Annotated in this window: 14 protein-coding genes; 6 read left to right on the forward strand and 8 right to left on the reverse strand. The window is 72.7% G+C overall.

Annotation, left to right across the window (positions count from 1 at the left end):
* Positions 1-177: 177 nt before the first annotated feature.
* Positions 178-1,746, reverse strand: coding sequence for a helix-turn-helix domain-containing protein (locus J5X86_RS13490; protein WP_308124537.1), 1,569 nt, complete (start codon positions 1,744-1,746; stop codon positions 178-180).
* Positions 1,747-1,985: 239 nt separating this feature from the next.
* Between J5X86_RS13490 and J5X86_RS13495 the strand changes: the two genes are divergently transcribed.
* Positions 1,986-2,462, forward strand: a complete 477-nt coding sequence (locus J5X86_RS13495) for a hypothetical protein (RefSeq protein WP_208516978.1) — start codon at positions 1,986-1,988, stop codon at positions 2,460-2,462.
* Positions 2,463-2,544: 82 nt separating this feature from the next.
* Here J5X86_RS13495 and J5X86_RS13500 read toward each other — a convergent pair whose 3' ends face one another.
* On the reverse strand, positions 2,545-3,153 hold the full coding sequence (locus J5X86_RS13500; protein WP_208516979.1) for a TetR/AcrR family transcriptional regulator: 609 nt from the start codon (positions 3,151-3,153) through the stop codon (positions 2,545-2,547).
* A 173-nt stretch (positions 3,154-3,326) separates the two neighbouring features.
* On the opposite strand from J5X86_RS13500, the gene J5X86_RS13505 reads away from it, so the two are divergent.
* The 5 genes from J5X86_RS13505 (at position 3,327) to J5X86_RS13525 (ending at position 10,316) form a co-directional block, all read left to right on the forward strand.
* Positions 3,327-4,550, forward strand: a complete 1,224-nt coding sequence (locus J5X86_RS13505; protein WP_208516980.1) for a cytochrome P450 — start codon at positions 3,327-3,329, stop codon at positions 4,548-4,550.
* A 127-nt stretch (positions 4,551-4,677) separates the two neighbouring features.
* Entirely contained in the window at positions 4,678-5,814 is a 1,137-nt protein-coding gene (locus J5X86_RS13510) for an amidase domain-containing protein (protein ID WP_208516981.1), read from the forward strand.
* Between the two features lie 124 nt (positions 5,815-5,938).
* Entirely contained in the window at positions 5,939-6,700 is a 762-nt protein-coding gene (locus tag J5X86_RS13515; RefSeq protein ID WP_208516982.1) for a GNAT family N-acetyltransferase, read from the forward strand.
* 154 nt (positions 6,701-6,854) lie between these two features.
* Positions 6,855-9,380, forward strand: coding sequence for a beta-glucosidase (locus tag J5X86_RS13520; RefSeq protein ID WP_208516983.1), 2,526 nt, complete (start codon positions 6,855-6,857; stop codon positions 9,378-9,380).
* Between the two features lie 141 nt (positions 9,381-9,521).
* Entirely contained in the window at positions 9,522-10,316 is a 795-nt protein-coding gene (locus J5X86_RS13525; protein WP_078638573.1) for an SDR family NAD(P)-dependent oxidoreductase, read from the forward strand.
* A gap of 107 nt (positions 10,317-10,423) precedes the next feature.
* Here the strand turns inward: J5X86_RS13525 and J5X86_RS13530 are convergent, their stop codons facing one another.
* From J5X86_RS13530 to J5X86_RS13555, 6 genes are read right to left on the reverse strand one after another with little or no spacing between them, the layout of a single operon-like run.
* Complete coding sequence (locus tag J5X86_RS13530; protein WP_208516984.1) at positions 10,424-11,530, reverse strand: class I SAM-dependent methyltransferase; 1,107 nt, start codon at positions 11,528-11,530, stop codon at positions 10,424-10,426.
* Entirely contained in the window at positions 11,527-12,783 is a 1,257-nt protein-coding gene (locus J5X86_RS13535) for a glycosyltransferase (protein ID WP_208516985.1), read from the reverse strand. Before J5X86_RS13535 ends, J5X86_RS13530 begins: the two co-directional genes overlap by 4 nt.
* A complete protein-coding gene (locus J5X86_RS13540) occupies positions 12,780-13,721 on the reverse strand; it encodes an alpha/beta fold hydrolase (RefSeq protein WP_208516986.1) in 942 nt (313 codons plus the stop codon). The genes J5X86_RS13535 and J5X86_RS13540 overlap by 4 nt, the downstream gene beginning before the upstream one ends.
* Positions 13,722-13,724: 3 nt before the next feature.
* A complete protein-coding gene (locus J5X86_RS13545; protein ID WP_208516987.1) occupies positions 13,725-14,051 on the reverse strand; it encodes an acyl carrier protein in 327 nt (108 codons plus the stop codon).
* A complete protein-coding gene (locus J5X86_RS13550) occupies positions 14,048-18,661 on the reverse strand; it encodes a type I polyketide synthase (RefSeq protein ID WP_208516988.1) in 4,614 nt (1,537 codons plus the stop codon). Before J5X86_RS13550 ends, J5X86_RS13545 begins: the two co-directional genes overlap by 4 nt.
* Positions 18,658-25,932: a type I polyketide synthase gene (locus tag J5X86_RS13555; RefSeq protein WP_208516989.1), complete on the reverse strand. Its 7,275-nt coding sequence runs from the start codon at positions 25,930-25,932 to the stop codon at positions 18,658-18,660. Before J5X86_RS13555 ends, J5X86_RS13550 begins: the two co-directional genes overlap by 4 nt.
* Between the last annotated feature and the right edge of the window lie 270 nt (positions 25,933-26,202).

Raw genomic sequence — 26,202 nt, forward strand, 5'->3', positions numbered from 1 at the left:
CACCGTACGGCGCCGGCCTGCATCACTCCCCTCGTGGTGATACAGACCGGCGTCACGCTGGGAGGCGAGGCTTCGTTCCCGCGCTGCGCGGCAGGAGTGACGCTAAAGCGGATCACCGGGGGCGGGCAACGGTGCACGGTGCGCATCGCGCGCCCGCGATATGTGCACGGTGCGCAGTCAGTCCACCGGCTGGAGTCCGGTGATGTGCAGGGCGTGCACCAGGTCGTGAATCCCGGAGCCGGTGGTGAGCAGGTCACGGCTGAGCAGGTGTTCGGCGGCCCGCAGATGGGCCCTGACGGTGTTCCGGCTGAGACCGAGACGGCGGGCGGTCCGCTGGGCGTCGGTGTTCGCGTCGATCCAGGCGCGCAGAGTGGTGTACAGATCGCGGCCACGGGTGTCCTGGAGCGGGCGGAGGAATTCCCGCGCCCAGGCGTGTGCGGGCTCGGTGCGGAACAGCTCGTCCAGGGCGGGCTCCGGCCGCCCGCGCTCGGCGCCGAAGCCGCCGTCCGGCTGCCCTCCGGCCAGGCAGAAAGCCAGGTCGAGGGCGGCCCGGGTGCGTACGTCGCCCAGGTCGAGGCCGAGGGTCGCCTCCACCCGGCCGAGGTGGTGGGAGACGGTGTTGCGGCTGATGTCCAGCAGCCGGGCCACGGCGGACCGGGGGAAGGTGACGGCGAGCCGGGTGATGTCCAGGGTGGCTCTCGGGGTGGATCCGAGTGGCCGCAGCAGGGCACGGGCCCAGGCGCCCGCCTCCGTGCGGGGCAGCAGCGGCACCAGCGGTGTCCGGCCGAGGTAGGCGGCCACCCGCTCGGGCGTATGCCGCGCCGCGGCCAGGGCATGCAGGGCCTGCCCGTACGCCTCGGCCGTCGCGCCGAGCGGATACGGGCTGCTGATGCCCAGCGCGTAGTGCGGGTTGTCCCGCACCAGGCGGCGTAGCACCGTGCCCTGGTCTTGGGTCACCTGGGGTCCGTCGGCGGAGGCGTTGCCCGAATCGTCAGTGGCCTCGTTGCCGAGCTCGCCGTCCGCCTCATCGGTGGCCTTGTCGGCGAACTCGTCGGCGACGAGACAGATGAGGTGTTCCTTGAAGGCTGGGCAGTGCACCATCAGGCCCGTGCCGTGATAGCCCGATCCGTCCTGGTAGGTCTGCGCCAGCCGGTCCCGGTCCTGCGAGGGGCAGTGCAGCAGATAGACACGCAGCCGTTCGGCGTCCAGCAGCGCGGGGACGGCGCCGGTGGTCATCCGGCGGGCCAGGGTGAGGTCTCCCGCCAGCAGAGCGCTGAACACGGCGAACCGCAACTGCCGCGCCTTGTACTGATACCCGCGCAAGGTGGTGTCCGCGTCCTGCGCCCGGTCCAGGAGCGCGATGAGGCTTCCGGCGTGCGAGACCAGCGACGCCGCTTCGCGGGTGGGCGCCGAGGTACCGGCCACCACCAGGACGGGGCGTGGCACGCGCGGGCCGAGCGCTTCCAGACACACCTGAAAGGCGCCGCTCTCGGTGACCGCCGCCGCCATCTGACCACCGGCCAGCCGGGACAGCGTCGGTTCGAGCGAGGGCAGGATCTGGCGCGGGAAGCGGGCAGTGGAGGATTCGACGGTGCCCGCGCTGCCGACCAGCGCGACATCGGCGTCGATCTGCCGGCCCAGCCAGTCGAGAACCGCCCGCGGATCCGCCCCGGTCCCCCGGCTCATCTGCCGCCGCACCTCGTGCAGCAAGTCATCCAGCCGCCCGGTGTGCGCCCGTGCCTCCACAGCAGTGCTCCTCCCACCCCCGTGGTGCGCCATGTCGCGCGGACCGATCGGCGGTCCGCGCACCCGCCGTACTTTATGCCCGGTTCACGGGACCTCGAGAAGTGCCGTGGACATCAGGCCGGTTCCGCGGGGCGGGCCTGCCGGACGGGGAGGTGTCCGCGCAGGCCAGGGGCCTGTGTGGGGGTCATGGCGGGGCTGTTAGGTTGACATGCCCAATTGAACGGGGAAAGGAAGATCACGTGCGCAAGGCAGTACACATGGCGGTCACTTCGGTCATCGTCGCTCTTGTCGTCAGCGGCTGCGGAGACAGTGACGACGGGAAGAAGGAATCGAAGCCGAGCGGCGAAGCCACCCAGGCCGCCCAGCAGTCGCCGAGTTCGAGCCCGGCGGCCCAGCGCACGATCATCGAGCGTTCGGCGGGGTCCTGGAAGTCCATCGTGGCGGCGAAGTCCGACGACGCCCTGGAGACCCTCACTATCGCGGACGGCAAGGTCACGGCGAAGGGGCCGAAGCTCGACTGCACCGGCACGCTGAAGTCCGGCCAGAAGGGCGGCGAGGGCGAGCCTTCCCTGACCCTGTCGTGCAAGGGCGGCAGTGACGGAGGACGGGGCGAGGGCACCGTGGGGATGAAGGGCGACGACGCCCTGGCGATCAACTGGAAGGGCCCCGAGGGCGGCTTCGGCGGTCCCGTCGACAGCTTCCGCCGGGCGGGCTGACCTCAGGGCGCTCAGGCCACCGCGGGCGGGCAACGGCCGCGGTGGCCGAGCCGACGACGACGCGCATGACGTGGTCGCGGGCTCAGTCCACCGAGCGGAACAAGCCCTCCAGCGCGCTCGCCACCTGGTCGGCCGAGAGCGGGTCGTCGACACCGCCCATCGCGTAGATGCCCCGGTCCAGTTTGATGCCCCGTGTCATCGCGCCGAGCAGCGTGGCCAGTTCGGTGCCTCGCAGGGCGGGCCGGTGCCCGGCCCGGTCGAACAGCCCGTCCAGCATGGTGCCGATACGGCGGCTGAACCGCCTCTCGTGTTCCACCAGCGCCGAGGCGGCATCGCCGTCCCGGAGCGCCATCAGCCGGAATTCCAGGTGGATGAAGACCCACCGGGTATCCAGATGCTCCCCGTTGAAGATCTCGGCGAAGGTCCGGGCGAGCTGGGGGGCCAGATCCCGTCCGGTGTCCATCTCGGCGATCCGCTCCCCGATGTAGTCGGCGGTGCGGTCGCTGTGCCGCCGGAAGACATCGAGGAAGAGCTTCAGCTTGCTGTCGTAGTTGGAGTAAAAGGCCCCGGTGGTCCTGCCCGCGCACTGGCAGATGTATCCGATCGAGGCCCCGTGGAAGCCGCGTTCGGAGAACGCCCGCTCCGCCCCGACGATCAGCGCTTCCACGGTCTTTGACCGCTGCGGCGGCATCGGTGTGCCCCTCTCCCCCAGTTGTTCGGAAACCTGGCCAGATCCGTACGGTAGCCGATCCGTCCCTCTGTTCAGTAGGGAACCCTATCGGTAGCGTTCCCTATTGAAGCCGCGGCCGACGGCTCCGGGAAGTTCGCCCCGGAAAGTTCGAGGAATCACGAAGGAGAGCCATCGTGAACGCTCCGATGCCCACGACCCATGACGACCTCCGAGACCTCCACGACCTCCCTTCGTATCCGAACGACCGGGACGACTACGTCAACCCGGCACGTGCACTGCTCACCGGGCCACCGATCAGTCCGCTGAGGTTCGCCGGCGGCAGCGCCGGCTGGCTGGTGACCGGATATCACGAGGCGCGGGAGGTGCTGCGGGATTCCCGGTTCAGCGCCGAGCGCTGGCGTGGCGACGACACGATGCGGAAGGTCCCCGAGTCGATCCGCCGGGACCGCAGCAGCGGGGCGGGGTCATTCCTGGCCATGGACGCGCCGGAGCACGGCCGTTACCGGGGACAGCTCACGCGGTACTTCACGGTGCGGCGGATGCGCGAGCTGGAAGCGCGCGTCGAAGACATCGTTGCCAACCAGCTGGACGCGTTGGAGGCGGCCGGCAAACCGGCCGATCTGGTGCGGCACTTCGCCCTGCCCATCCCCTCGCTGGTGATCTGCGAGATGCTCGGTGTGCCGTACGAGGAGCGGGAGTTCTTCCAGACCGTCGCCGCGCGGCTGCTCCGCCAGGACCGCACCGATGAGGAGTTCGTCGCCGGGAAGACCGCGCTCGACGACTTCCTGCGCACACTGGTCGAGGCCAAGCGCAAGGAGCCGCAGGACGATCTGATCTCCCTGCTGACCGCGGTTGACGAGCTCAATGACGTGGAGATCGGCGGTATCGCGGGGCTGCTGCTGATCGCCGGCCACGAGACCACCACCAACATGCTCAGCCTCGGCACCTTCGCCCTGCTGCGCCGGCCCGAGCAGTTCGAGCGGCTGCGGGCCGACGAGTCGCTCCTTCCGCAGGCCGTCGAGGAGCTGCTGCGCTATCTCAGCATCGTCAACGCCTTCCCCGTCCGTATCGCGCTGGAGGACGTGGTCGTCGGCGGTGTCACCATCGCGGCGGGCCAGTCCGTGGCCGTCTCGGTCCCGGCGGTGAACCGGGACCCGGCGCTGGTGGACGACCCGGACACGCTCGACGTCGGGCGTCCCCGCAGCAGCCATCTGGCCTTCGGATACGGCATCCATCAGTGTCTCGGTCAGCATCTGGCCAGGATCGAGCTGGTGTCGGGCTACCGCGGACTGATCCGCCGGTTCCCGGGGCTGCGGCTCGCCGTGCCCCCGGAGGAGGTCCGGATGCGCAGCGACATGATCATCTACGGAGCGCATGAGCTGCCCGTCACCTGGTGAAAACGCCGGGCACGACCCGGCCTCCACACAGCCGAAATCATCACATGACCTCCACGCACACGGAGTTCATGTGATGATTCGGTGACTCCGGCCCGTCCGGGCCGGGGGGTGTGGAGGGGAAATACACGTGAAGTCAACGACCTTCAGATCCGCCGTGGGGGCCGTGCTGACGGCGGCCCTGTCCGCCGTGGTCCTGCCCGCCTCCGCCGCGAGCGCGGCGGAGAGCCCGGCGGCGGCCGGCACCGTGGACACCGCGACCGCGCAGTCCTTCGGGCGCCTGGCCGACGCGGTGCTGACCCAGCGCACGGCGGCGCTGCTGGACACCAAGCAGTCGGTGCGGCGCGCAGCCCCGCTCGCCGAGAAGAACGTCCGCCTGTCGACCGGCCAGACCCGGACCGAGGACACCGCGCTGTCCACACTGCGCTCCCGCAAGGCGCGACTCGCGACCCTGGGCGAGGCGTACACATCCGCCGACACCCGGGTGGCGGTGGACCGGGTGCGGGTCGAGGCCGGGCACGCCACCGTCCAGGCCACCGAGACCACGACGCTGGCCTACAAGAAGATACGCGGCGACGAGCCCGCGACGACCGCCTTCCAGGCGCACCACCGGCTGAGCTTCGCCGCCACCACGGACGGAAAGTGGCAGCTGACGGGCCTCACCTCGACCGACGACGGCCCGCTGGCGGTCAACGAGCCCGCCACGGCGCCGGTGGCGGCCAGGACGACGGCCCTGCCCGATGCGACGCCCGCCGCCATCTCGGTGCCGTCCCGGCCGCAGACGAAGCCCGCGGGAAGCTACGACTACGCGGCGATGGCCTCGTACGCCGAGAAGTACTGGCAGAACTACAACCCCGCCTACCGGAAGTTCAACGAGGCCGGTGGCGACTGCACCAACTTCGTCAGCCAGGCCCTGAAGGCGGGCGGCTGGGCCAACAAGTCCGGCGACGCCGAGGACTACCGCAGCTGGTGGTACGACACCTCGTACCAGTCGACGTCCTGGGTGGGCGCCAACGAGTGGTCGTGGTTCACACTGGACGCCAAGCGCGCCACCAACCTGGCGAACGTCTACTACATGGGCGTCGGCGACGTCATGCAGATGGACTTCGACAAGGACGGGTCCAAGGACCACACCATGGTCGTCACCTACCGGAGCTCCAGCGGGGTCCCGTATCTGACCTACCACTCGGTCAACACCTACCGGAAGTCCGTGGCCAGCATCATCGCCTCGTACCCGACCTCGGCCTACTACGCCTACCGCACCTGAGCGCGCCTCCCGGCGACCGTGGACCCCGCCCCTCCCGGGCGGGGGTCCACGGCATTTGCCCCCGGCCCGGGGCGGTATGTCACAGTGGACCGCCCTTCCCCTACTCCTCACCCTTCCGAAAGTGATGCAGTCCACGACGTTCCCTCCCCGCACCGCGGATCTGTTCACCCAGGGCCTGGAGGACCGCCCGGGCTCCGCCCTGCTGCGTTTCGGTGCGGCGCGCCGACGCCCGGCCGGCCGGCTCAGCTGGTCCGGCCCCGGAGCCGTGGCCTGGCTCGATGGCTCCCGAGGCCATGTGTGGAGCGTCGGGAAGCCGGTGGCCGCCGCCGGTCTGGTGCTGGGCGCGGCACAGCGCCTTCCCGACGATGTGAAGGAGTTCACGGGTCCCCCCGGCACCGACGCCCTGGTCGCCCGCCATCTGCCGCTGGCCGATGTGGTCGAGTGGGTCTTCCGCTGGACACCGGACGAGCCACCCGTCCATCCGGGTGAGGAGCGCGTGGTCGAGCTCGGCGAGGGCCACCACGAGGAGCTGCTGGCCTTCCTCCGGGAGCACAGCCCGGCCCATTCGGCCGGTCCCGGCTCCTCCGGTATCAGCCTGTGGGCCGGGATCCGGGGCGAGGACGGGCGGCTGGTGGCCTGCGGCGCCCTGAGCAGCCTGCGGGACAGCGGCGCCCCGCTGATGGCGTCCGTGGCGACCGACGCCCGGCAGCGCGGCCAGGGGCTCGGCGCGGCGCTGACCTCCTGGCTCACCCGGTACGCCGTACGCCGGCACGGCTTCTGCACACTGTGGCAGCTCGCCGGCAACGCCCCCGCCGAACGGCTCTACACCCGCCTCGGCTACCGCAACGAGGACCTCTGCGTGGCCGCGCGGATCGCCGCGCGCTGAGCCCGACACCTCGATCCCGAAACCCGGCGCACACCGGCGAGCGGCCGACCGCGTGATGTGATGTCCGCACGGTGTTCACCCGACGGACACCGAAGCAACGTCAGCACGCCTGCGTACACACACGTCTTCGAGCCGCGAGAGATGGAGTGACGCCATGCCGGGCGCCCTGTCACGACGTTCCGCCCTGTCCTTCCTGGGAGGGGCGATGGCCGTCGCCGCCACCGGTGGGGGCGGCCGGCCGGCGGCCGCGGCCGATCCCGCTTCCGGCCCCGGATCCGCGCCCGGTCCCGGATCCGCGCCCGGTCCCGCAAGTGGTCCCGCCTCCCGGGTGGACACCCTCATCGGCCGGATGACGGTCGAGGAGAAGGTCTCGCTACTGCACGGCGCGAAGGATCCCCAGAGTCTCGGGCAGGCGGGCTACACCCCCGGTGTCCCCCGGCTCGGCATTCCACCGCTGCGCCTCGCCGACGGGCCCGCCGGCGTGCGGGTCGCCCGGCGGGCCACCGCGCTGCCCGCGCCGGTGCTGCTCGCCTCCGCCTTCGACCCGGCCCTGGCGCGGGAGTACGGGCGCACCATCGGGCGCGAGGGCCGCGCTCTGGGCCAGGATGTGCTGCTCTCCCCCATGGTCAATCTCATCCGCACCCCGTATGCCGGGCGCAACTTCGAGACGTTCGGCGAGGACCCCCTGCTCGCCTCCGAGCTGGTGGCCGAGGAGGTCCGCGGCATCCAGGGCGAGGGCCTGATCGCCACCGTCAAGCACTTCGCCCTGAACAACCAGGAGTACGAGCGGGAGTCGATCGATGTCATCGCCGACGAGCGGACGATGCGGGAGACGGAGTTGCCGGGCTTCGAGGCGGCCGTACGGGCGGGCGCCGGGGCGGTCATGGGCGCCTACAACAAGGTCAACGGGGCCTTCGCCTGCGAGAGCGGGCCGCTGCTGACCAGGGTGCTGCGTGCGGACTGGGGCTTCGACGGCTGGGTGATGACCGACTGGCACGCCGCCCACAGCACCGCGGCGGCCCTCGGCGCCGGGCTCGACATGGAGATGCCCGACGGCAAGTACTTCGGCGCCGCCCTGCTCAGGGCGGTGGGCGACGGGACCGTACCCGAGGCCGAGGTGGATCGCGCGGCCGGTCGCGTCCTGACCGTCATGGACCGCTTCGGACTGCTGGACGGCGGCGCCCCGCCGAGGCCCGGCCGGGACCCCGAGGCCGGGGCGCGCACCGCGCTGAAGGTCGCGACGGCGGGCGGCATTCTGCTGCGCAATGAGCACGGCACACTGCCGCTGACCGGGCCCGCCGTCCGGTCGATCGCCGTCGTCGGGCCCGCCGGCTCCATCCCCTTCGTCAGTGGCGGCGGCAGCGCCCATGTGGTCCCCGACCACGCCGCGAGCCCGCTGGAGGCGATGCGCGAGCGTGCCGGGAAGGGGGCCCGGGTGGAGTACGCCCTGGGCGAGGACGTGTTCGGCAAGCGGCTCCCCGCCGCCGCGCTCTCCCCGGCCACCGGGCTGGAGGAGCGGAAAGTGGCGGCGGGGAAGAGCTGGAGCTACGACGGCACCCTCACCGTCGCCGAGGCCGATGAGTGGACGTTCGTCCTGCACTTCAGTGGCCCGCCCACCGGCCGCCCGAAGGTCCTGCTGGATGGCAAGGAGCTGTTCCCGTTCCGGCCCGGCTTGGGCGAGTACTTCACCGGTGGCTTCCTCAGCGCCGCCCCGGACGGGCTCGCCGTGCGCCGGGCGGCCGTCGCGCTGACGGTGGGGAAGCACCGGCTGAAGGTCACCGCCAAGGGCGGCGGGGAGGGGCTGACCTTCCGGCTGCGCCGCACCACCTCCGCCACTCGCGCCGCAGATGTCGCCGAGGCCGTGCGCTCCGCCCGCGCCGCGCACAGTGTGGTGCTCTTCGCCCACGAGGACGCCACCGAGGGCAGGGACCGCACCACCATCGCCCTTCCCGGCCATCAGAACGCGCTGATCACCGCCGTCACCGAGGCCAACCCACGCACGACTGTGGTCCTCAACACCTCCTCGTGCACCTCGATGCCATGGCTGGACCGCACCGGCGCCGTCCTCCAGATGTACTACCCGGGCCAGGAGGGCGCCGCCGCCACCACCGCCCTGCTCTTCGGCGACGCGAACCCCAGCGGCCGGCTCACCCAGTCCTTCCCCGTCTCCGACGACCGCCATCCGATGGCCGAGGACCCCCTGCGCTACCCCGGGGTGAACGGGCGTGAGGAGTACTCCGAGGGCATCCAGGTCGGCTATCGCTGGTACGACGCCGAGGGCGTGCGGCCGCTCTTCCCCTTCGGCCACGGCCTGTCGTACACCACCTTCGCCTATGCGGGGCTGCGGCTGCGAAGACGCGGAAGCGGGCTGGAGGCGGTCTTCACCGTGCGCAACACCGGGCGGCGGGCCGGGGCGGAAGTGGCCCAGGTGTATGTGGGGCCCTCCCCCGAGCTGCTGCTCGACCAGGCCGAGCGCGCCCTGGCCGGATTCCGGCGGGTCCATCTGCGGCCCGGTGAGGCGCGGCAGGTGACCGTACGGGTGGCCGCCCGGACGCTGTCCTCCTGGGACACCGAACGCCATGGCTGGGTGCTGGGCACCGGGCGCCGGACCGTGGAAGTGGGCTCCTCCTCCCGCGATCCGAGGCTGCGCGGGCAGATCGAGGTCCGCCACGGGGCCTAGGCCGGTCGTGGCCGGAAGTCCCGCCGGCCGTGGCCGAAGTCCCGTCGGCCGTGGCCGCCTTCGCATACGAGGACTACGCTAGTATGGCGCGTGTGCAACTAATGGCGCACGCAAGCATTAAGGCATCGACGAAGGAGCGCCGTGCAGATCGACCTTTCCGGTAGGACCGCCCTGGTAACCGGCTCCACGCAGGGCATCGGATTCGCCATCGCCGCCGGCCTGGCGCGGGCGGGCGCCCGTGTCGCCATCAACGGGCGCCGGCAGGAGTCCGTCGAGGCCGCCATCCAGAAGCTGGAGGAGGACACGGAGGGCGGCTCGTTCATCCCCGCCCCCGGCGACATCACATCCGACGACGGCGCCCGTGAGGTCACCGGCGCCGTGCCGGACGCCGATGTCCTGATCAACAACCTCGGCATCTTCGGGGCCACTCCGGCGCTGGAGATCAGCGACGACGAGTGGCGGCGCTATTTCGAGGTGAACGTCCTGGCCTCCGTCCGGATGATCCGGAGCCTGCTGCCCGGGATGAAGGACCGGGCATGGGGCCGGATCGTGAACGTCGCCAGCGACTCCGCCGTCGTCATCCCGGCCGAGATGATCCACTACGGGATGTCGAAGACCGCGCTGCTCGCGGTCACCCGCGGCTTCGCCAAGGAGGCCGCCGGTACGGGCGTCACCGTCAACTCGCTGATCGCCGGGCCGACCCACACCGGCGGTGTCGAGGACTTCGTGTACGAACTGGTGGACCCGGAGCTGCCCTGGGACGAGGCCCAGCGTGAGTTCATGGCCAAGTACCGGCCGCAGTCGCTGCTCCAGCGGCTGATCGAGCCCGAGGAGATCGCCAACATGGCGGTCTACCTCAGCTCGCCGCTCGCCTCGGCCACCACCGGCGGAGCCGTGCGTGCCGACGGCGGCTACGTCGACTCGATCCTCCCCTGACGCGGGCACCATCCGCTCCCCCGGGCCCCGAGACGGGACCCGGGGGACACCTCACCGGGGGACACCTCGGCGGGGCACCTCAGCGGGGGCCGGGACGGGCCGGGGCATCACATCGGGGCATCGCACCGGGCCACCACCCGGTAGGCGTTGGACACCTTCCCCCACCCCGCCAGCGGCTTGAGCAACAGCCGGTCCAATGTGGTCGCGAGGACCAGCGCGGGGACGGCCGCGAGCAGCAGCGCACAGCGCAGCAGCCAGCGCGCCCGGCCGGGCGGTCGCGGCAGCGAAGGGGCGTCATCGGGCGGGATGACCGCGTTCAGTGACAGCCATACGGCGCCCAGCAGATCGACGGTGTCGGACGGTTCGCGGTGCTCCTCGGCGACGACGGTGAAGCCGAGCGCGTCCAGTTCCTTCCGGAGGTTCGCCACCGGCAGGAAGTGCAGATGCTGGGGCTGCAGCCAGGGCAGCCAGAAGCGGCCGAGGAGCCGGGCGAACCAGCACTCCGGATCGGGCACCTCGATCAGCAGATGGCCACCGGGGCGCAACGCCCGCCGGGCCGCGCGGAGTTCGTCGCGCGGATCGGTGCTGTGCTCCAGGTAGTGGAACATGCTCACCACGTCATAGCTCCCGGCCAGGCTCTCCTCGGCCAGCTCGGGGAAGCTGCCACGGATACCCCGGTCTATGCGCCCCGTCCGCTCGGCCAGTTCGACGCCGTCGGTGAAGTCCAGTCCGTCGAAGCGGGTGGCGGGAAAGACGGTACGGGCCACCGCCGGGAAGTGGCCGTGTCCCGTGCCGACATCGAGCCAGGTCTTCGGGGGCTCGGCGGAGGGCTCCTGGAACATCGCGCGCCGCCGGTACACCTTGTCCCGCCCGGCGAAGAGGTTGCCGAGTTCGATCTCCCCCATCCCGTCGTAGAAGTCGCGGTAGTAGAACTCCAGGCCGTCGCCGTTCAGCCTGGGGTTCTGGAAGACGTGGCGGCAGTCGGCGCACGCGTCGAGCGCGAAGCGGCCCGGCTTGCTCTGGTAGCGGTCCCTGGTGCGCAGCCGCCGCTTCAGCCGCGTCGAGCCGCACCAGGGGCAGTCGGTACGGCGCGGTTCGAAGAACCGCCCGGTGCCCCGCGCCAGATCGGCCTGGTAACGGGGGCGCAGCGCGGCGACGGTCTCGGCGCGCGACGGCTTCGCGGGCGTGCGTGGTGCGTCGGACGTGCGGCTCATCGGTCCCCCTCGGGAGTCGGCGTGGCATGGCCACCGGTCTTCGCGGCCAGCGCTTCCAGATGTCCGGCTGCCGCGACGGCGCCGCCCGCCGCGCGGAACGAGGCCCCGACGCGCTCGGCGGCGATGCGGTACCCCGGTTCGTACAGGACGGTGTCCAGCGCCTCGCCGAGCCCGGCCGCCCTCGCCCGGCCGAACCTGACCCGGACGCCCGCGCCCGCGTCCACCACCTGCGCGGCCACCACCGGCTGGTCGTCCCGGATGGGGGCCACGACGAGCGGAACGCCGTGCCACAGGGTTTCGCAGACCGTGTTGTGGCCCGCGTGGCACACCACCGCGCTCACTCGTTCCAAAAGGGGGAGTTGAGGGACGTAGCGGCGCACCAGGACGTCCTCGTCATCCGGGCCGTCCGGCGTGAGTACGCCCTCCGGGTCGACGATGACCGTCTGGAAACGACCGGCCCGGGCCCGTACGGCCTCCCGGCACTCGGTGAGGAAGCGCGCCCCGGCATCGGTGTTCGCGGTGCCGAGCGTGACCAGGACGGCCAGGCGCGCGGGGTCCAGCCACTCCCAGGGGAAGTCCGTCGTGGCCGGCCGCTCGGCGATCGACGGGCCCACGTAACGGATGCGGTCGCCCGCCCGGGCCGGCCGTCCCGCCAGCTCCTCGGTGGTGAAGGCCAGGACCAGATCCGGTGAGAACCGGGGATCGGCCGTGCTCTCCGGATCGCCGATCCGGCCCCGCACCTCGTCCATTTGCCCATCCAGCCAGGCGCCGATCTTGGGCAGACCGTCCAGCGCGCCCGTGAACTCCGCCGAGGTGGTGGCGGATGTGGCCCAGCGCACCCCCAGCCGTTCGGCCACCAGTCCGCCCGCCACGGTCTGCTGATCGGCGATCACCACATCCGGGCGGAACTCCTCGATGGCCTTGGCGACGCCCGGGGCCATGGCCTCGGCGAGTGGCACCAGGAACCGCTCCCACAGGAACCTCAGCGCCGCCGGTCCGCGTACGTCCGGTGGCCGGCCCGCTCCGCCCTCGCCCAGCACCGGCCCGGCGCAGCGGTAGACCGTCGCCCCCTGCCCGGTCAGCCGCCCGACGACCTCGGGCATCCCGGCCCAGGCCACCTGGTGTCCCCGGGCGGTCAGTTCGGCCGCCACGCCGAGGGTGGGGTTGACGTGGCCGACCAGCGGCGGCACGACGAAGAGAAAGCGGCGGGGTATGCGGGGTGGGGCTGCCTGCGATCTGCTGGGTTCGCTCATGAGGCATCGGCCTCCAGGGCCGCCCCCGCCGCCGGGGCGCCGGGGCCCGGTTCGCACCTGTGGATCCAGGACAGCAGCAGTTCGCGGATGCGCGTGGGCGCCTCGGCGAGGACCGAATGCCCCTGTCCCGGCAGGACGACGGTCCGAGTGCCGGGCAGTACCGACTCCAGCCAGCGCTCCTGCCCGGCGAGTTCGGAATCGGCGCCGTAGACGGCCAGCACCGGGCAGCGCACCGCGCCGACCTGCTCCTCGCTCACCACCCGGCTCTCCGGTACGTCCTCGGCGATGGTGGTCGTACGGACCAGGCGGGCGGCCGACTTGGCCAGCCGTGCGGTGTGGGCGCCCCGGTGGGCGCTGACCCAGGCCAGCGACTCGGCCTCATGGACGACCAGTTCGGCGACGACGCGCCGGAGGATTCCACTGATCTCGGTCAGCCAGCTCTCGGTGGCGGGTTTCGCCTCGATCACCGCGATCCCGGCCACCCGCTCCGGATGGCGCATGGCGTAGGCGAACGCCACCGTTCCGCCGAAGCAGTTGCCCACCAGATGGACCGGGCCGGTGATGTCCAGCCGGTCGAGCAGCCGTTCCAGATCGGTGACGAACGTGTCCAGCCGGTAGCCGGAGCCGGGGCGCTCGCTGCGGCCGTGTCCCCGCTGGTCGTACATCACCACCTCCAGCCCGGCGGCGGCGAGGTCCGGGGCCACCGTGAAGTACCAGCTGGCGAGGGAGTCGGTGAGCAGACCGTGGATGAGCACGGCGGTGGCGGTGGGCGGACGGCCGTCGGGCGGGGACAGCCGCTGGACATGCAGTCGGACGCCGTCCGGGCCGGTATCCGGACCGTCGTGATCCGTGGCGTGGTCCGCGTCGTCGCCCGTACCGCTGCCTGTGCCGCTGCCCGTGCCGTCGCAGGTGTCGCGGCCGGTGTCGATCATCGCCATGGGTCAGCCCTCCCCGGCTGCCCTGAGGCTCCGGACGACGTACTCGACGAGTTGCCCCACAGCGAGGTCGATGATCTCGTCGAGCTCCAGGCCCGCCACGAACTCGGCGAAGTTGACCTGTCTGCCGTACCGGGCCTCCAGGCTGCCGGCCAGCGTCACCAGGTCGATGCTCTCCAGCTCCAGATCCTGGGTGAAGCGGGTCCGCATGGTGACCTCGATCTCGTCGAGGCCGTATTCGTCGAGCATGGTCCGGAGCATCCCGGATATCTCCGCGAGCACGGCCGGTGCGTCGGTGGCGGGTGCCGAGACGGTCTGATTGACGGTGGTCACTGGTCGCTCTCCTCGTCCTGTTCCTGGTGGTCCGGGCCGGTCGTCCAGGCCACGGCGTAGTCCCTGTCCGGCAGTCCGGGCGGGTTGGCGATGGTGATGCAGTGGACCTGGTAGCGGCACGGGCGCTGCCCGGGGGCGGTGGCCGCCACCTCGACGATGAGCCGGACCGCCGGTGCCGCGTCGCGGTCATCGGCTCCCGGCCGTACCTCGGCGATGGTGAGGTCACGTGGCCGGGCGCGCGGGCCGGTGCCCTCCGCCGTGGCGACCGCCTCTTTCGCGGCCCGGAAGGTGGTGGCCAAGCGGGCGCGCGATCCACCGCCCCCGGCCGTCACGGCCGCGAGGAGTTCCCGCTCGGCCCGGCCGAAGGCGGCCGTGAGGGCGTGGTCGTCGCGGTCGGCGACCTCTTCGATGGCGATACCGGGGCCCGGGGCCCCGTTCGCACGGCGCGGCACCACCAGGGCGATCCCGGCCTCGGCCCGGTGTGCCAGCGAGAGGGCCAGTTCGGGAAGGGTCCGGCCGTGGACGCCGATGGCGTACGGGCGCCCCTGGGCGTCGTCGCGTATGCCGATCTCGGCGGGGAAGACCGGGCCTTCGCCGTGGTCCCAGAGCCATCGCCGTACGGCGTCCTTGGCCGCGATCCTGCCCAGCAACCACTGTCTGCGGCCGCGTGGCGGCTGGTGTTCATAGGCGGTGCGCTCGTCGCTGCTCAGGTGGTTACGCATGATCAGATCGCGGGAGGCCAGATCGGGCCAGCGCTCATGGAGCAGTACCCAGCCGCCCGGCTGGGGCCGGGACAGCGTGTTGCGCTGCGGGAAGCGCTCCACTGGGCGGGTGTCGGGGTGGTTGTCGAACCGGCGGTCCTGCCAGCCGGACAGCTCCGCCCACACCTCACCGCCGATCAGCAGTTGGGCGTCGGCCTCCAGCGCGGTATCGGTCAGCGAGGTGATCCTGATCAGGCACTCCACCGGCGTGCCGGGGCTCGGATGCGGGCCGAAGAAGCGCATCAGACGCATGCCGACCGGGAAGACCACGGTCCGTTCGGTGCGGGTCGCCATGATCCAGTAGCCGAGGAGCTGTCCGACGTTGTCCAGGAGCGCTCCGGGCGCGGGGGGCGTGGTGATCGTGCCGCGGATGTGCGACTCGCCGATCGCGGTGAGGGCGGTGAGCCCTTGGAAGGCCGGTCCATGAAACATCCAGCGCTCGGCGTAGACGAGAGGTGCGGTGTGGTCGGGCGTGCGCTCGGTGGCGGGGTCGGTGGGCCAGGGGGTGGGGCGGGCCGAGGGGTGGTGGGGAGCGACTTCCACGGTGGCGCGGGCGCTGCGGCCGAAGGTGACGGTGTAGTGGGCCGCCGAGGCGGGGGTCGCGGTGACGGGGACGGTGCTGGGGGGTGCCGCCGTCACCCACTGGTCGAAGCGGGCGCCGTGGACGGCGACGGCCACAGCGCCTCCGGTCGTCTGCTCCGCCGCTGTGTGCTCCGCCGCGTCCATGAGGTGCTGGACGATCGTGGTGGCCGGGACCACGGGCCAGCGGTCCGACTCATCGGGCCAGCCGGGGCGTTGGGGGAAGAAGCAGTGGTCATGGAGGTAGGGCATGGTCTCGGTGGAGACCTGCAGATCGTGGGTGCGCGGGGTCGGTGGGCGGCTCGCCGCGATGACCGCTGTCGCGGTGGTGGTGGTCTCGTCGAGCAGGGCGAGTAGTTCGGCGGTCCAAGGAGCGTGCGGGTGCGGGGACGTGCCCTGGGGTGGGCTCACCGTTGCCGGGTGCGGGTGGGGTGGTGCCCACCCGTTCCGCTCAGGGGGCACCTCCCGGCGATAGCCGGGGGAGGAACGATTGCCCACCACTTTGCGGAGCTCGCTCAGGCGTGGCTCGCCGAGCGAGACCAGTGAACCATTCAAGTCCAGCCGCACCGGAGGAAGCGTGGGTGTGGGGCGCGAGGCTTCACGCGACAGCGTGGGATCCACCTCCGCCCCCTCCGTCCACAGGGCCGTGGCCACGCGGCGGAGCTGGGAGACGCCGTCGCGGTGGGGGGAGTTGGCGGCCACCACCAGGTGGTCGCGGCCGTGCAGCGTATCGCCGATGAGCGACCCCAGCTGGCCCGTTCCGACCTGGACGAACGCGCGGAAGCCCGCCTCGTACAGGGCCTCGGTCAGCAGCCGGAAGCGCACCGGCTCCAGCAAGTGGCGGATGAACAGCTCGCGCACCTCCGCCTCGGTCGCCGGATACGGTGCGGCGGTCGTTCCGGACCAGACGGGGATCCTGGGCGGCAGGAGCAGCTCGAAGCGTTCCGTCACGGCTCGGATGGGGTCGAGGTAGGGCGCCAGCATCGGGGTGTGGAAACCGGACTGGAAGGGCAGGAGCTGCGCGATCACGCCCTCGGCGCGCAGGGCCCGGACGAACTCCTCGACATCGTCGCGCGGTCCGCACACCATCGACTGGCCGGGTGCGTTGTCGTGCGAGAGCACGATCCGGCCGTCCGCCCGCGCCTCCAGCTCCGCGAGCACCCGTGGCGCACCGGCGCCGAGGACGGCGAAGGCCAGGCCGGGCACCCGCAGCGCGTCGGGGTCGAAGGAATCGAGGAAGGCGTCGACCTCCTCACCCGCGTACAGGCCGCCCACGGCCAGCGCGGTCCACTCCCCCACGCTGTGCCCGGCGACCGCGTCCGGTACGACCCCCATCCGCCGCAGCGCCGCGTCCAGCAGCCGGCCGACGCCGAAGACACCGACACCATGGCGGCCGATGTCGCCCACGCGGGCCGCCTCGCCGACGTGGTCCCCGGCGGGGCGGGAGAGCCCGAAGTACTCGGCGACGCCGTCCACCCGAGGGACGAACTCGGCTTCGAGGCCGGGGAAGACGAAGGCGAGCTTTCCCGTGGCCGCCTTTCTCGTGGCCGCGTATTCCGTGGCCGCCGGGCCCGCGCCGAGCAGCGGCGCGGGGGTGAACCAGATGTCGTTGCGGCCGCGCCAGGGGCGCCCCTTGGCCACCATGCGCCGGGCGAGAGCGAGCCGCTTGGCGGTGGGGTCGACGATGCCGAGCCGGGTACGGGCGTCCCGCCCCGTCACCGTCGTCCGTACGGTCACGTCGTCCGCCGCCAGCACCTCGGCCAGCCGCTCCGGGGTGTCCGCGGCCAGGGCCAGCACCCGCTCCGGTTCGATGACGACGGTCGTGGCGCGCTGCGCCACCGACACCGGCGGCTGCTCCAGCACCACATGGGCGTTGATCCCACCGAATCCGAAGGCGTTGACGGCGGCGCGCCGTACGGGCGCCTCCCAGGGCTCGGCCGCGCCGAGCACCGAGAAGCGGGTGGCCGCCAGCGCCGGATGGGGGTCGTCGCAGTGCAGCGTGGGCAACAGTCGGCCGTGGTGGACCGCGAGGGCGGCCTTCACCAGACCGGCGACACCGGCGGCGGGCATGGTGTGGCCGATCATCGACTTCACCGAGCCGATGACGGCCGTCTCACCCTGCGCGCCACCGGGGCCGAACACCTCGGCCAGCGTGACCAGTTCAGCCGTGTCCCCGGCGGGCGTCGCGGTGCCGTGCGCCTCCAGCAGCCCGATGGCGCCCGGCTCGCGCGGATCGAGGCCCGCGGCCCGCCACGCCTGTCGTACGGCCCGGGTCTGACCGCCCGGGTCCGGGTTGACCAGACCGGTGGCGCGGCCGTCGGAGGCCACACCGGTGCCGCGGATCACCGCGTAGACGCGGTCGCCCTCGCGGAGTGCGTCGTCGAGCCGCTTGAGGACGACCACACCTGTGCCCTCGCCGATCAGCAGGCCGTCGGCCGCGCGGTGGAAGGGCCGGATCCGCTGGCTCGGTGACAGTGCGCGAAGTTGCGAGAACACGCTCCACAGGGTGATGTCGTGGCAGTGGTGCACTCCGCCCGCGAGCATCACATCGCACCGGCCCGAGGCCAGCTCCCCCACCGCCTGGTCGACGGCGACGAGCGAGGAGGCGCAGGCGGCGTCCACGGTGTAGGCGGGGCCGCGCAGATCGAGCCGGTTGGCGATGCGCGAGGCGGCGAGGTTGGGCACCAGGCCGATGGCCGCCTCGGGCCGGTCCGGGCCGAGCCGCTCGGTGAACGCGGCCCGTACGAGGTCGAGTTGGCCGGGGCCGAGGTCAGGCAGCAGCTCGCCGAGGGTCCGTACGAGCTGGTGGGCGGTGCGCACCCGCTGGTCGAGCCGGACCAGCCCGGGGGTGAGATAGCCGCCCCGGCCCAGCACCACGCCCACCCGCTGCCGGTCGGGGAGCCGGTCCTCACCGCCCGCGTCGGCGATGGCCGCCGCCGCGACGCCCAGGGCGATCAGCTGGTCGGGTTCGGTGCCGGCCACCGAGTTCGGCATGATCCCGAACCGGGCGGCCTCGATCCTGGCGAACTCGTCCACGAACCCGCCCCGACGGCAGTACACCCGGTCGGGCGCCGCGGGCGTGTCGCCACCGCCGTCCGGGGCGTAGAAACCGGCGTCCCACCGCCCGTCCGGGACGTCGCTGATGGCGTCCACGCCGCCGACCAGGTTGCGCCAGTAGGTGTCCAGGTCCGGGGAGCCGGGCAGCAGCACGGACATGCCGACGATGGCCACCGGCGGCTGCCGGTGCGCCTGCTCGTCCGTCACGCTCACCAGTCCGAGGCGGTGTAGACGACGGATCCGGTGGACTCCTCGCCCCAGGCCAGCTCGCGCAGCAGCGCCAGCGTGCCCTCCTCGGGGTCGATGAGCGAGATGCCGCGCCGGGCGTACTCGCGGCCGAGCTCCGGTGTGACCATCCCGCCATGGGCGCCAGTCGGTGCCCATGGGCCCCAGTGCACGGTCAGCGCCCGGCGGCCGGTGCGGTCCCGCCAGCGCGCGCCGAGGGTCTCCAGCGTGTCGTTGGCCGCCGCGTAGTCCACCTGGCCGCGGTTGCCGAGGGCGGCGGCGATGCTGCCGAACAACACGGCGAACGCCGGGGGTTCGGGCAGCTCCGCCAGCGCGTCCAGCAGCGTCCGGGCCCCCTCCACCTTGGTGCCGTACACCCGCTGGAAGGACTCGGCGGACTTCTCCGCGATCAGCCGGTCCTCGATCACACCGGCCCCGTAGACGACACCGTCCAGCCGTCCGTGGTCGGCGTGGATCTGCTTCACTGCCTGGAGCACCGCTTCGGCGTCGCGGAAGTCCACCGAGCGATAGCGGACCCGGCCGCCCAGGGCGGTCAGCTCCTCGATGGTCGCGGCGACCTCCCGCCGCGCCAGGATCCGTGCGGCCTCCCGCTGGATCTCGGCGGGCCCCAGCCCGCCCCGGGCCGCAAGCGCCGCGCGCAGGGCCGTCTCGTCGCGGGCCCCGGCGGTGGCCGGGTCCTCGGGGCCGACGGGCTCCGGCGTACGGCCGAGCAGCTCGATCCGGCAGCGGGCGGCGGACGCGAGAGTGGCGGCGCACCGCGCGGTAATGCCCCGCGCCCCGCCGACCAGGACCACCACCGCGTCCCGGTCCAGGCCGAGCGCGGCGGCCTCCGCCGCGCCGTCCCCGGCGGGCCCGGCGCCCGAACCGGCGAGCGCGCCCAGCGGGGCCTCCACGAGGTCCAGCCGGTGGCGCCGCCCTTCCGCGGTGCGCAGCACGACGGGCGTACGGTCCGGGGCGAGCAACTCGTCGAGCAGGCCGTCGGCCACGGCGGCGGCGAACCCGGGCGCTTCGGGGGAAACGGGCGCTTCGGCGGATCTGGCTGCGGCGGCGGAACCGGGCGCTTCGGGGGATCCGGCTGCGTCGGTGGAACCGGCCACATCGGCGGGACCGGCCGCGTCGGTGGAACCGGCCACGTGTGCGGGACCGGCCGCGTCGGCGGAACCGGCCACGTGTGCGTACCCGGCCGCGTCGGCGGGGAACTCCACCAGCCTGGTGACCATGTCCGGGTACTCCCTGGCCACCGTACGGAAGACCCCGCGCAACCCGGCCGTGCGCGCGGCGAGCGGGTCGGCTCGGCGGAGCGCCAGCAGCCAGTGCGGGGCGTGCCGCAGGGCCGACTGGAGGGCCGTGAACGCCTCCGGCAGCACCGGCGCGCCGGAAGTAGCCAGCGGGTCGAGCAGCAGCACACCGTCCACCCGGCCGTCGCCCTCGGTGAGCGGATGCCCGGCGGCGAGGCGGACGGTCTCGGCACCGCGCTCGACGAGACGGGCGGCCACCGCCTCGGCCACCCCGTCACCCTCCCCGCCGAGCAGGGCGAAGCGCCGGCCGGTCAGATCGGGCGGTGCGGTGGCACCGTCGTCGGGTGCGCCGAGGGGCGCGGGCACCAGCCGCAGCCGCTTGGGCGCCACACCGGACACGGGCTCGGGCTCGGGCTCGACCACGGCAACGGGCTCGACCACGGCAACGGGTTCGGCCGCCACATCCTCGGCCACCGGCTCCGGTTCGTCGGGCGGTGTGGCGGAGGCCGCGGGGGCGGGGGCAAGGCGGGCGGTGAGCCAGTCGGTGACGGCGGCGGTGGTACGGGCCTTGGCCAGCTCCTCCAGTTCCTCATCGCCCAGGGCCGCGGTGTCCGCGCCCGCGACACCGAGGCGCCGCGCCAACTCGCCCGCGATCTCGGCGCGTTTGATGGAGTCGATGCTGAGATCGGCTTCGAGATCGAGGTCGGGTTCGATCATGTCGACCGGATAGCCGGTGCGTTCGCTGATGATCTCGGAGACCGCGCGCAGCACATCGGGCCCGGTGGCGGGTGCGGGCGGGGCAGAGGCAGGAGACACGGCGGCCACCGGCGCGGCGGCTCCTGAGGTGGCGGCCACCGCAGCAGTGGCCACCGGTACGGCGGCCACCGGGCCGAGCTCGGCGGGTAAGGACGCGGCCGTGGCGACCGGAGCTGGTGGCGACGCGTGCCGTTCGCCCGGCGCCCCTCCGAAGTAGGTGAGGAGCACATCGCGCTGGGCGGCGATCATCTCCCGGCTGGTCCTCAGGAACTCCGAGATCAGGGCGTCCCTCCCCTCGTACTCGCCGCCACCCGTCCGATCGGTCTGGCTCACGGTCGCCTCCATGACACGTCGGGCCGGTGCCAGCGCACCGGGAAGGAGCTCACCGTCCGCGGTGCGGACCAGGTGTCCGTCGACCGTCCAGCCGGGCCGTTTCGGTGGTGGGGCGGATCCGGCCGCCACCGCGTCCCGGCCGTGGAACAGCCAGGCCGTACGCACCGGAACACCGGCGACGGCCAGCCGGGCGAGAGTGTCGAGAAACCCCCGCGGTCCGGCGGAGCCGCTACGCCGTCCCTCGCAGGCGAGGGCGAGGTGCGGACGGCCGTCGAGGATCTCCCCCACCAGCCGGGTGAGCACCGTCCCCGGACCGGCCTCCACGAAGATCCGCGCGCCCGCCTCGTACATGGCCTCGATCTGCGCCACGAAGCGGACGGGCGCGCCGATCTGGGCGGCGAGTTCGGCGCGGATGGCGTCCGGCTCCGCGCCGTGCGGGGCGGCGGTGCGGTTCGCCCAGACGGGGAACTCGGCCGCCCGCACCGGATGGCCGGCCAGTGCCTCGGCGAACCGTGCACCGGCCCCGGCCACCAACGGACTGTGGAAGGCGCAGGCCACCGGGATCCGTTTGACCGAGTGCCCGGCCGCCCGCAGCAGCCGCACCGCCTCCTGGACGTCCCGCTCGGGCCCGGAGATCACGGTCTGCCGTGGCGCGTTGTGGTTGGCGGTCACCACGCGCTCGGCGAGCCCGGCCGTCCGCAGCACCGGCTCGACCTCGCCGGGGGCCGCGGTCACGGCCGCCATGGTGCCGGGCTCCTCCCCAGCGGTCTCGGCGGCGCCGAGGATGGCGGCCGCCCGCTCGGCGCTCAGCTGTGGCAGCGTACGGGGGTCGAGGGCGCCCGCGGCGCACAGTGCGACCAGCTCGCCGTAGCTGTGTCCGGCCGCCATGTCGGGCCGGACCCCGGCGGAGGTCAGCAGGGTGTACGCGGCCAGCCCGACCATACCCAGTGTGGGCTGGGCCACCCGGGTGTCGGTGATGGCGGTGCGCTGTGCGGCCTGCCCGGCCTCGTCGAAGGCGGCCGGGGGATACAGCGTGTCGGCGTAGGCGCGTCCGTGGCGCAACTGACGCTGGAGTTCGGGGAAGGTGACGAAGGCGTCGGCGAACATCCCGGGCCGCTGGCTGCCCTGCCCAGGGAAGAGGAAGGCGACCTTGCCGCGCTGCGGCTCGCCCCCAGCCTCTTCGGTCGCGTCCGGGGCCATGTGCGGCCCGTCCGTTCCGCGTGGCCCCGGGCCCGGCGGATCGCCCGCGAGCACCTGACGTAATCGTGCGGCCAGGTCGTCCAGGTCCGAGGCCACCACGGCCACCCGGACCGGCTCCTGCCCGGCGTCGGCCCGCCGGGAGGCGGTCAGCGCGAGGTCGCGCAGCCGCCATGGCCGTCCTGCCGTGTCATTGGCCATGAGCTGGTCGAGTGTCTCCTGGACCACCCGCAGCGCCGCCGCCCGGTCGGCCCCGCGGAAGAGGAACAGCTCGGCGGGCCAGGCGTCCAGCCCCTGTGCGGGTGGCGCTCCCCGGCCGTGTGCCGCCAGCACCACATGGAAGTTGGTCCCGCCGAAGCCGAACGCGCTGACCCCGGCCACCCGTTCGGCGGGCGCGGCGGCCCATGGCCGGGCCCGGGTGTGGAAGGCGAAGGGGCTGCGGTCCGCGTCCCATGCCTCGTTGGGCCGGGTCAGATGCAGTGTCGGCGGTGTGATGCCGGTGTACAGCGCCATCGCGGCCTTCACCAGTCCGGCGAGCCCCGCGGCGCATTTGGTATGCCCGATCTGGGACTTCACCGAGCCCAGCGCACACGCGCCCGGCGCGGCCCCGGCGTCGGTGAACACCTCGCCCAGGACGGTGAGTTCGGTGCGGTCACCGACGACCGTGCCGGTGCCGTGCGCCTCGATCAGGCCCACGTCGGCGGGCGAGAGGTGGGCATTGGCGTACGCGCGCTCCAGCGCGGCCCGCTGTCCCTCGGGGCGCGGGGCGGTCAGCCCGAGCGAGCGGCCGTCGCTGGAGGAGCCGACGCCCTTGATGACGCCGTAGACGCGGTCGCCGTCCCGTTCGGCGTCGGCCAGCCGTTTGAGGACGACGCAGGCGACGCCCTCGCCGAGCGCGATTCCGTCGGCCGAGCTGTCGAAGGTGCGGGAGCGGCCCGTCGGGGAGAGGGCGTGCACCGAGGAGAAGAGCACATAGTCGTTGATGCCGTTGTGCAGATCGGCGCCGCCGCACAGTACGAGGTCGCTGGTGCCGGCGGTCAGCTCCTTGCAGGCCACGTCCACGGCGGCCAGCGATGACGCGCATGCCGCGTCCACGGTGTAGTTGGCGCCGCCGAGGTCGAGCCGGTTGGCGATCCGCCCGGAGATGACGTTGGCGAGCATGCCGGGGAAGGAGTCCTCGGTGAGCCGCGGGAGCTGGTCCGCCAGGTCCCGCGGCACCTCGCGGACGTAGCGTGGCAGGACGGCGCGCAGCGTCTGGGCGTTGGACAGATCGCTGCCCGCCTCGGCGCCGAAGACCACGGAGGTGCGGGAGCGGTCGAAGATCCGGCCGCCGTCACCGGGGGCGCCGTATCCGGCGTCGTCCAGGGCCCGGCGGGCGGCCTCCAGAGCCAGCAGCTGGACGGGTTCGATGCTGCCGAGCGAGGCCGGGGGGATACCGTAGCGCAGCGGGTCGAAGGGGACGGGTGGCAGAAAGCCACCCCATTTGGAGGCGGAGGCACCGTCCTTGTCGCCCGTGTAGTGGACGGCCGGGTCCCAGCGCTCGGCGGGCACTTCGGTGACGGCGTCCACACCGCCCACCACATTGGCCCAGAACGAGGCGAGGTCGGGCGCCTGCGGAAACATGCACGCCATGCCGACCACGGCCACGTCCAGCGGCGCGGGCGCCTCGGCCGCCGCTGGGGCCGAGGCCACGCCCAGGCGCTCGCACACCTCCTCGGCGCGTGCGGTGAGGAAGTTGGCGGCGCCGGGGCCCACCGCATGGTGCAGGGCGCCGATCGTGGTGGTGGCCGAGCGCATCACGGCGACCTGTCCGGCCATGAACATCCCGCCGCTGAGCTGGTGCTCCTCGTCCACCGAAGTCAACGCGCCGTCGGGCCCGCGGTCCATGCCCTTGCTGGCGATCCTCAGCCGTCCCACATTCAGCCGCTCCAGCCGCTCCCAGACGTCCCGGTCCGGCAGGCCCTCGTTCCGCAGCCGTTCCTTGACGGTGTCGAAGCTCTCGGTGAAGGGGCTGGGCACGCAGCGTGTGGCATGGCCGGGGGCGGTCTCCAGCAGCACGGTGTGCTCGGCGGCCACCACGTGGCGCTGGAAGAGCGGCTGTACGGCGCCGTGCGCCACCGCCTCCTCGGTGAAGAGATAGGCGGTGCCCATCAGCGAGCCGATGGCGACGCCGCGCCGGGTGAGCGGGGCGGCGAGCGCGGCCACCATCGCGGCGGAGCGTTCGTCATGCACTCCCCCGGCGAAGAAGATCTCGATACCCGCGCCCTCGGTGCCGTCGGTGCCGTCGGTCCCGTGGGTGTTCGCCGTATGACGCGGGTCGTGCGCGGTGTCGTCGAGGAAGTCCTCGACGACGGCGATCTGGGCCTCCCATAACGGGAAGCTGTTGCGCGGCCCCACGTGGCCGCCGCATTCCGAGCCCTCGAAGACGAACCGCCGGGCACCGGCCTGGAGGAACTGGCGCAGCAGCCCCGGCGAGGGCACATGCAGATAGGTGGCGATGCCGTCCCGCTCCAGCGCCTTGGCCTGGGACGGCCGTCCGCCCGCGATGATGGCGTGGCTGGGGCGGATCTCCCGTACGGCCTCGAGCTGGGCGTTCCTGATCTCCTCGGGTGCGAAGCCGAGGACCCCGACGCCCCAGGGGCGTCCGTCCAGCGCGGCCGCGGCCTCCTCCAGCATGGTGCGCGCCTGCTCTCGTCCGGCCAGGGCGAGCGCGATGAATGGCAGCGCTCCCCCGGCGGCGACGGCGGAGGCGAACGCGCCCTGGTCGCTGACCCTGGTCATCGGACCCTGTGCGATGGGCAGCCGGGTGCCGAGGCGGGTGCTCAGCGGGGCGCCGGGGCGCAGTGCCGAGACGGCGGAGCCGTTCCGTCCGGCCTCGTGCGCGGACTCCCGGATGGCGTCGGTGATACCCCGGACGGTGCGGCCCACATCTCGCCATCGCTCGGCGAACTGGGCTGCCAGGAAGCCGTCCTGACCCACCGTCAGATTTGGCTCGATGTGCTGCGTGGCGCGCCCCCGGCGCCGCAGGACGCGGTGCCCGTCGAGGACGGTGGTCTCGGAGCCGTCCATGGAGCGGATGGCGGCGGCCCGGTCCTCCGGGAGCCCCGATTCGGCGAGCAGGGCCAGCTGGGTGTCGAGCACGACCCCGGCCGCGCCACCGAGTACGGACGCCGCGGCGGTGTGTGGGCCGATGCCGCCGCAGGCCCACACCGGTAACGACACCCGGGGGTCGGCGAGGAGCCGCTGGAGCAGGACGAAGGTGCCCAACGCCCCGATCCGCCCGCCACTCTCACTGCCCCGGGCGATCAGCCCATGCGCTCCGGCGCGGACGGCCTCGAGCGCCTCGTCCAGGTCGGTGACCTCGGCCAGCACTCGGCAGCGGCTGGATACGGCCTCCACCGGCCAGGGCGAGTCCACCCCGAGCACCACCGTATGCGGACCGGGCACGCCACCCTCCGGGCTGCCGGTGGCCGGGGCGTCCGGCAGGTCCGCGGGGGTGAGGCGGCAGCCCGGCGCGGCCCGCACGCCGTACCGCCCGTCGGCCACCCACTCGCCGATGTCCTCCCACGCCTGGAGGGCCTCGCGGCCCGTTGTTCCCAGGTCGAGAACGCCGAGACCGCCCGCGCGGCTGACCGCTGCGGCGAGTCTGGCGTCCGGTTCCCCGAAGGGAGTGATGCCGATGACAAGATCGCCGGCGTCCACGGCGGATGACATGTTTTCTCCGAAAATCGCTAGCGCAGCAGGAAAGGGAGATAATTCGGGCACGCATGTCGAACGTATGGCACGGGAATCTCGCGAAACGGCGCGGGGCTGAAATTAGCCACTTCATTACTGAAGAGTCAACAAGCAGTCGCAAGCCCGCGCCACGACGGGCTGATTCTCGCCAGACGCGAAGACATCGGCGGTGTTGCCACCTCCTCCCCCTCTGTTAAATGTTCATATATCTCAGGTGAAAGAGATCGCTGCCGAAGGTATGCCGGGGCG

It is taken from the genome of Streptomyces sp. NEAU-YJ-81, assembly GCF_017592595.1.
GTDB lineage: Bacteria > Actinomycetota > Actinomycetes > Streptomycetales > Streptomycetaceae > Streptomyces > Streptomyces hygroscopicus_B.

What these genes read in the sequence shown, in the direction of transcription:
- J5X86_RS13500 (WP_208516979.1), bottom strand. Translation starts at nt 3,153, where the DNA reads ATGCCGCCGCAGCGGTCAAAGACCGTGGAAGCGCTGATCGTCGGGGCG.
- J5X86_RS13515 (WP_208516982.1), top strand. Translation starts at nt 5,939, where the DNA reads ATGCAGTCCACGACGTTCCCTCCCCGCACCGCGGATCTGTTCACCCAG.
- J5X86_RS13520 (WP_208516983.1), top strand. Translation starts at nt 6,855, where the DNA reads ATGCCGGGCGCCCTGTCACGACGTTCCGCCCTGTCCTTCCTGGGAGGG.
- J5X86_RS13530 (WP_208516984.1), bottom strand. Translation starts at nt 11,530, where the DNA reads ATGAGCCGCACGTCCGACGCACCACGCACGCCCGCGAAGCCGTCGCGC.
- J5X86_RS13535 (WP_208516985.1), bottom strand. Translation starts at nt 12,783, where the DNA reads ATGAGCGAACCCAGCAGATCGCAGGCAGCCCCACCCCGCATACCCCGC.
- J5X86_RS13540 (WP_208516986.1), bottom strand. Translation starts at nt 13,721, where the DNA reads ATGGCGATGATCGACACCGGCCGCGACACCTGCGACGGCACGGGCAGC.
- J5X86_RS13555 (WP_208516989.1), bottom strand. Translation starts at nt 25,932, where the DNA reads ATGTCATCCGCCGTGGACGCCGGCGATCTTGTCATCGGCATCACTCCC.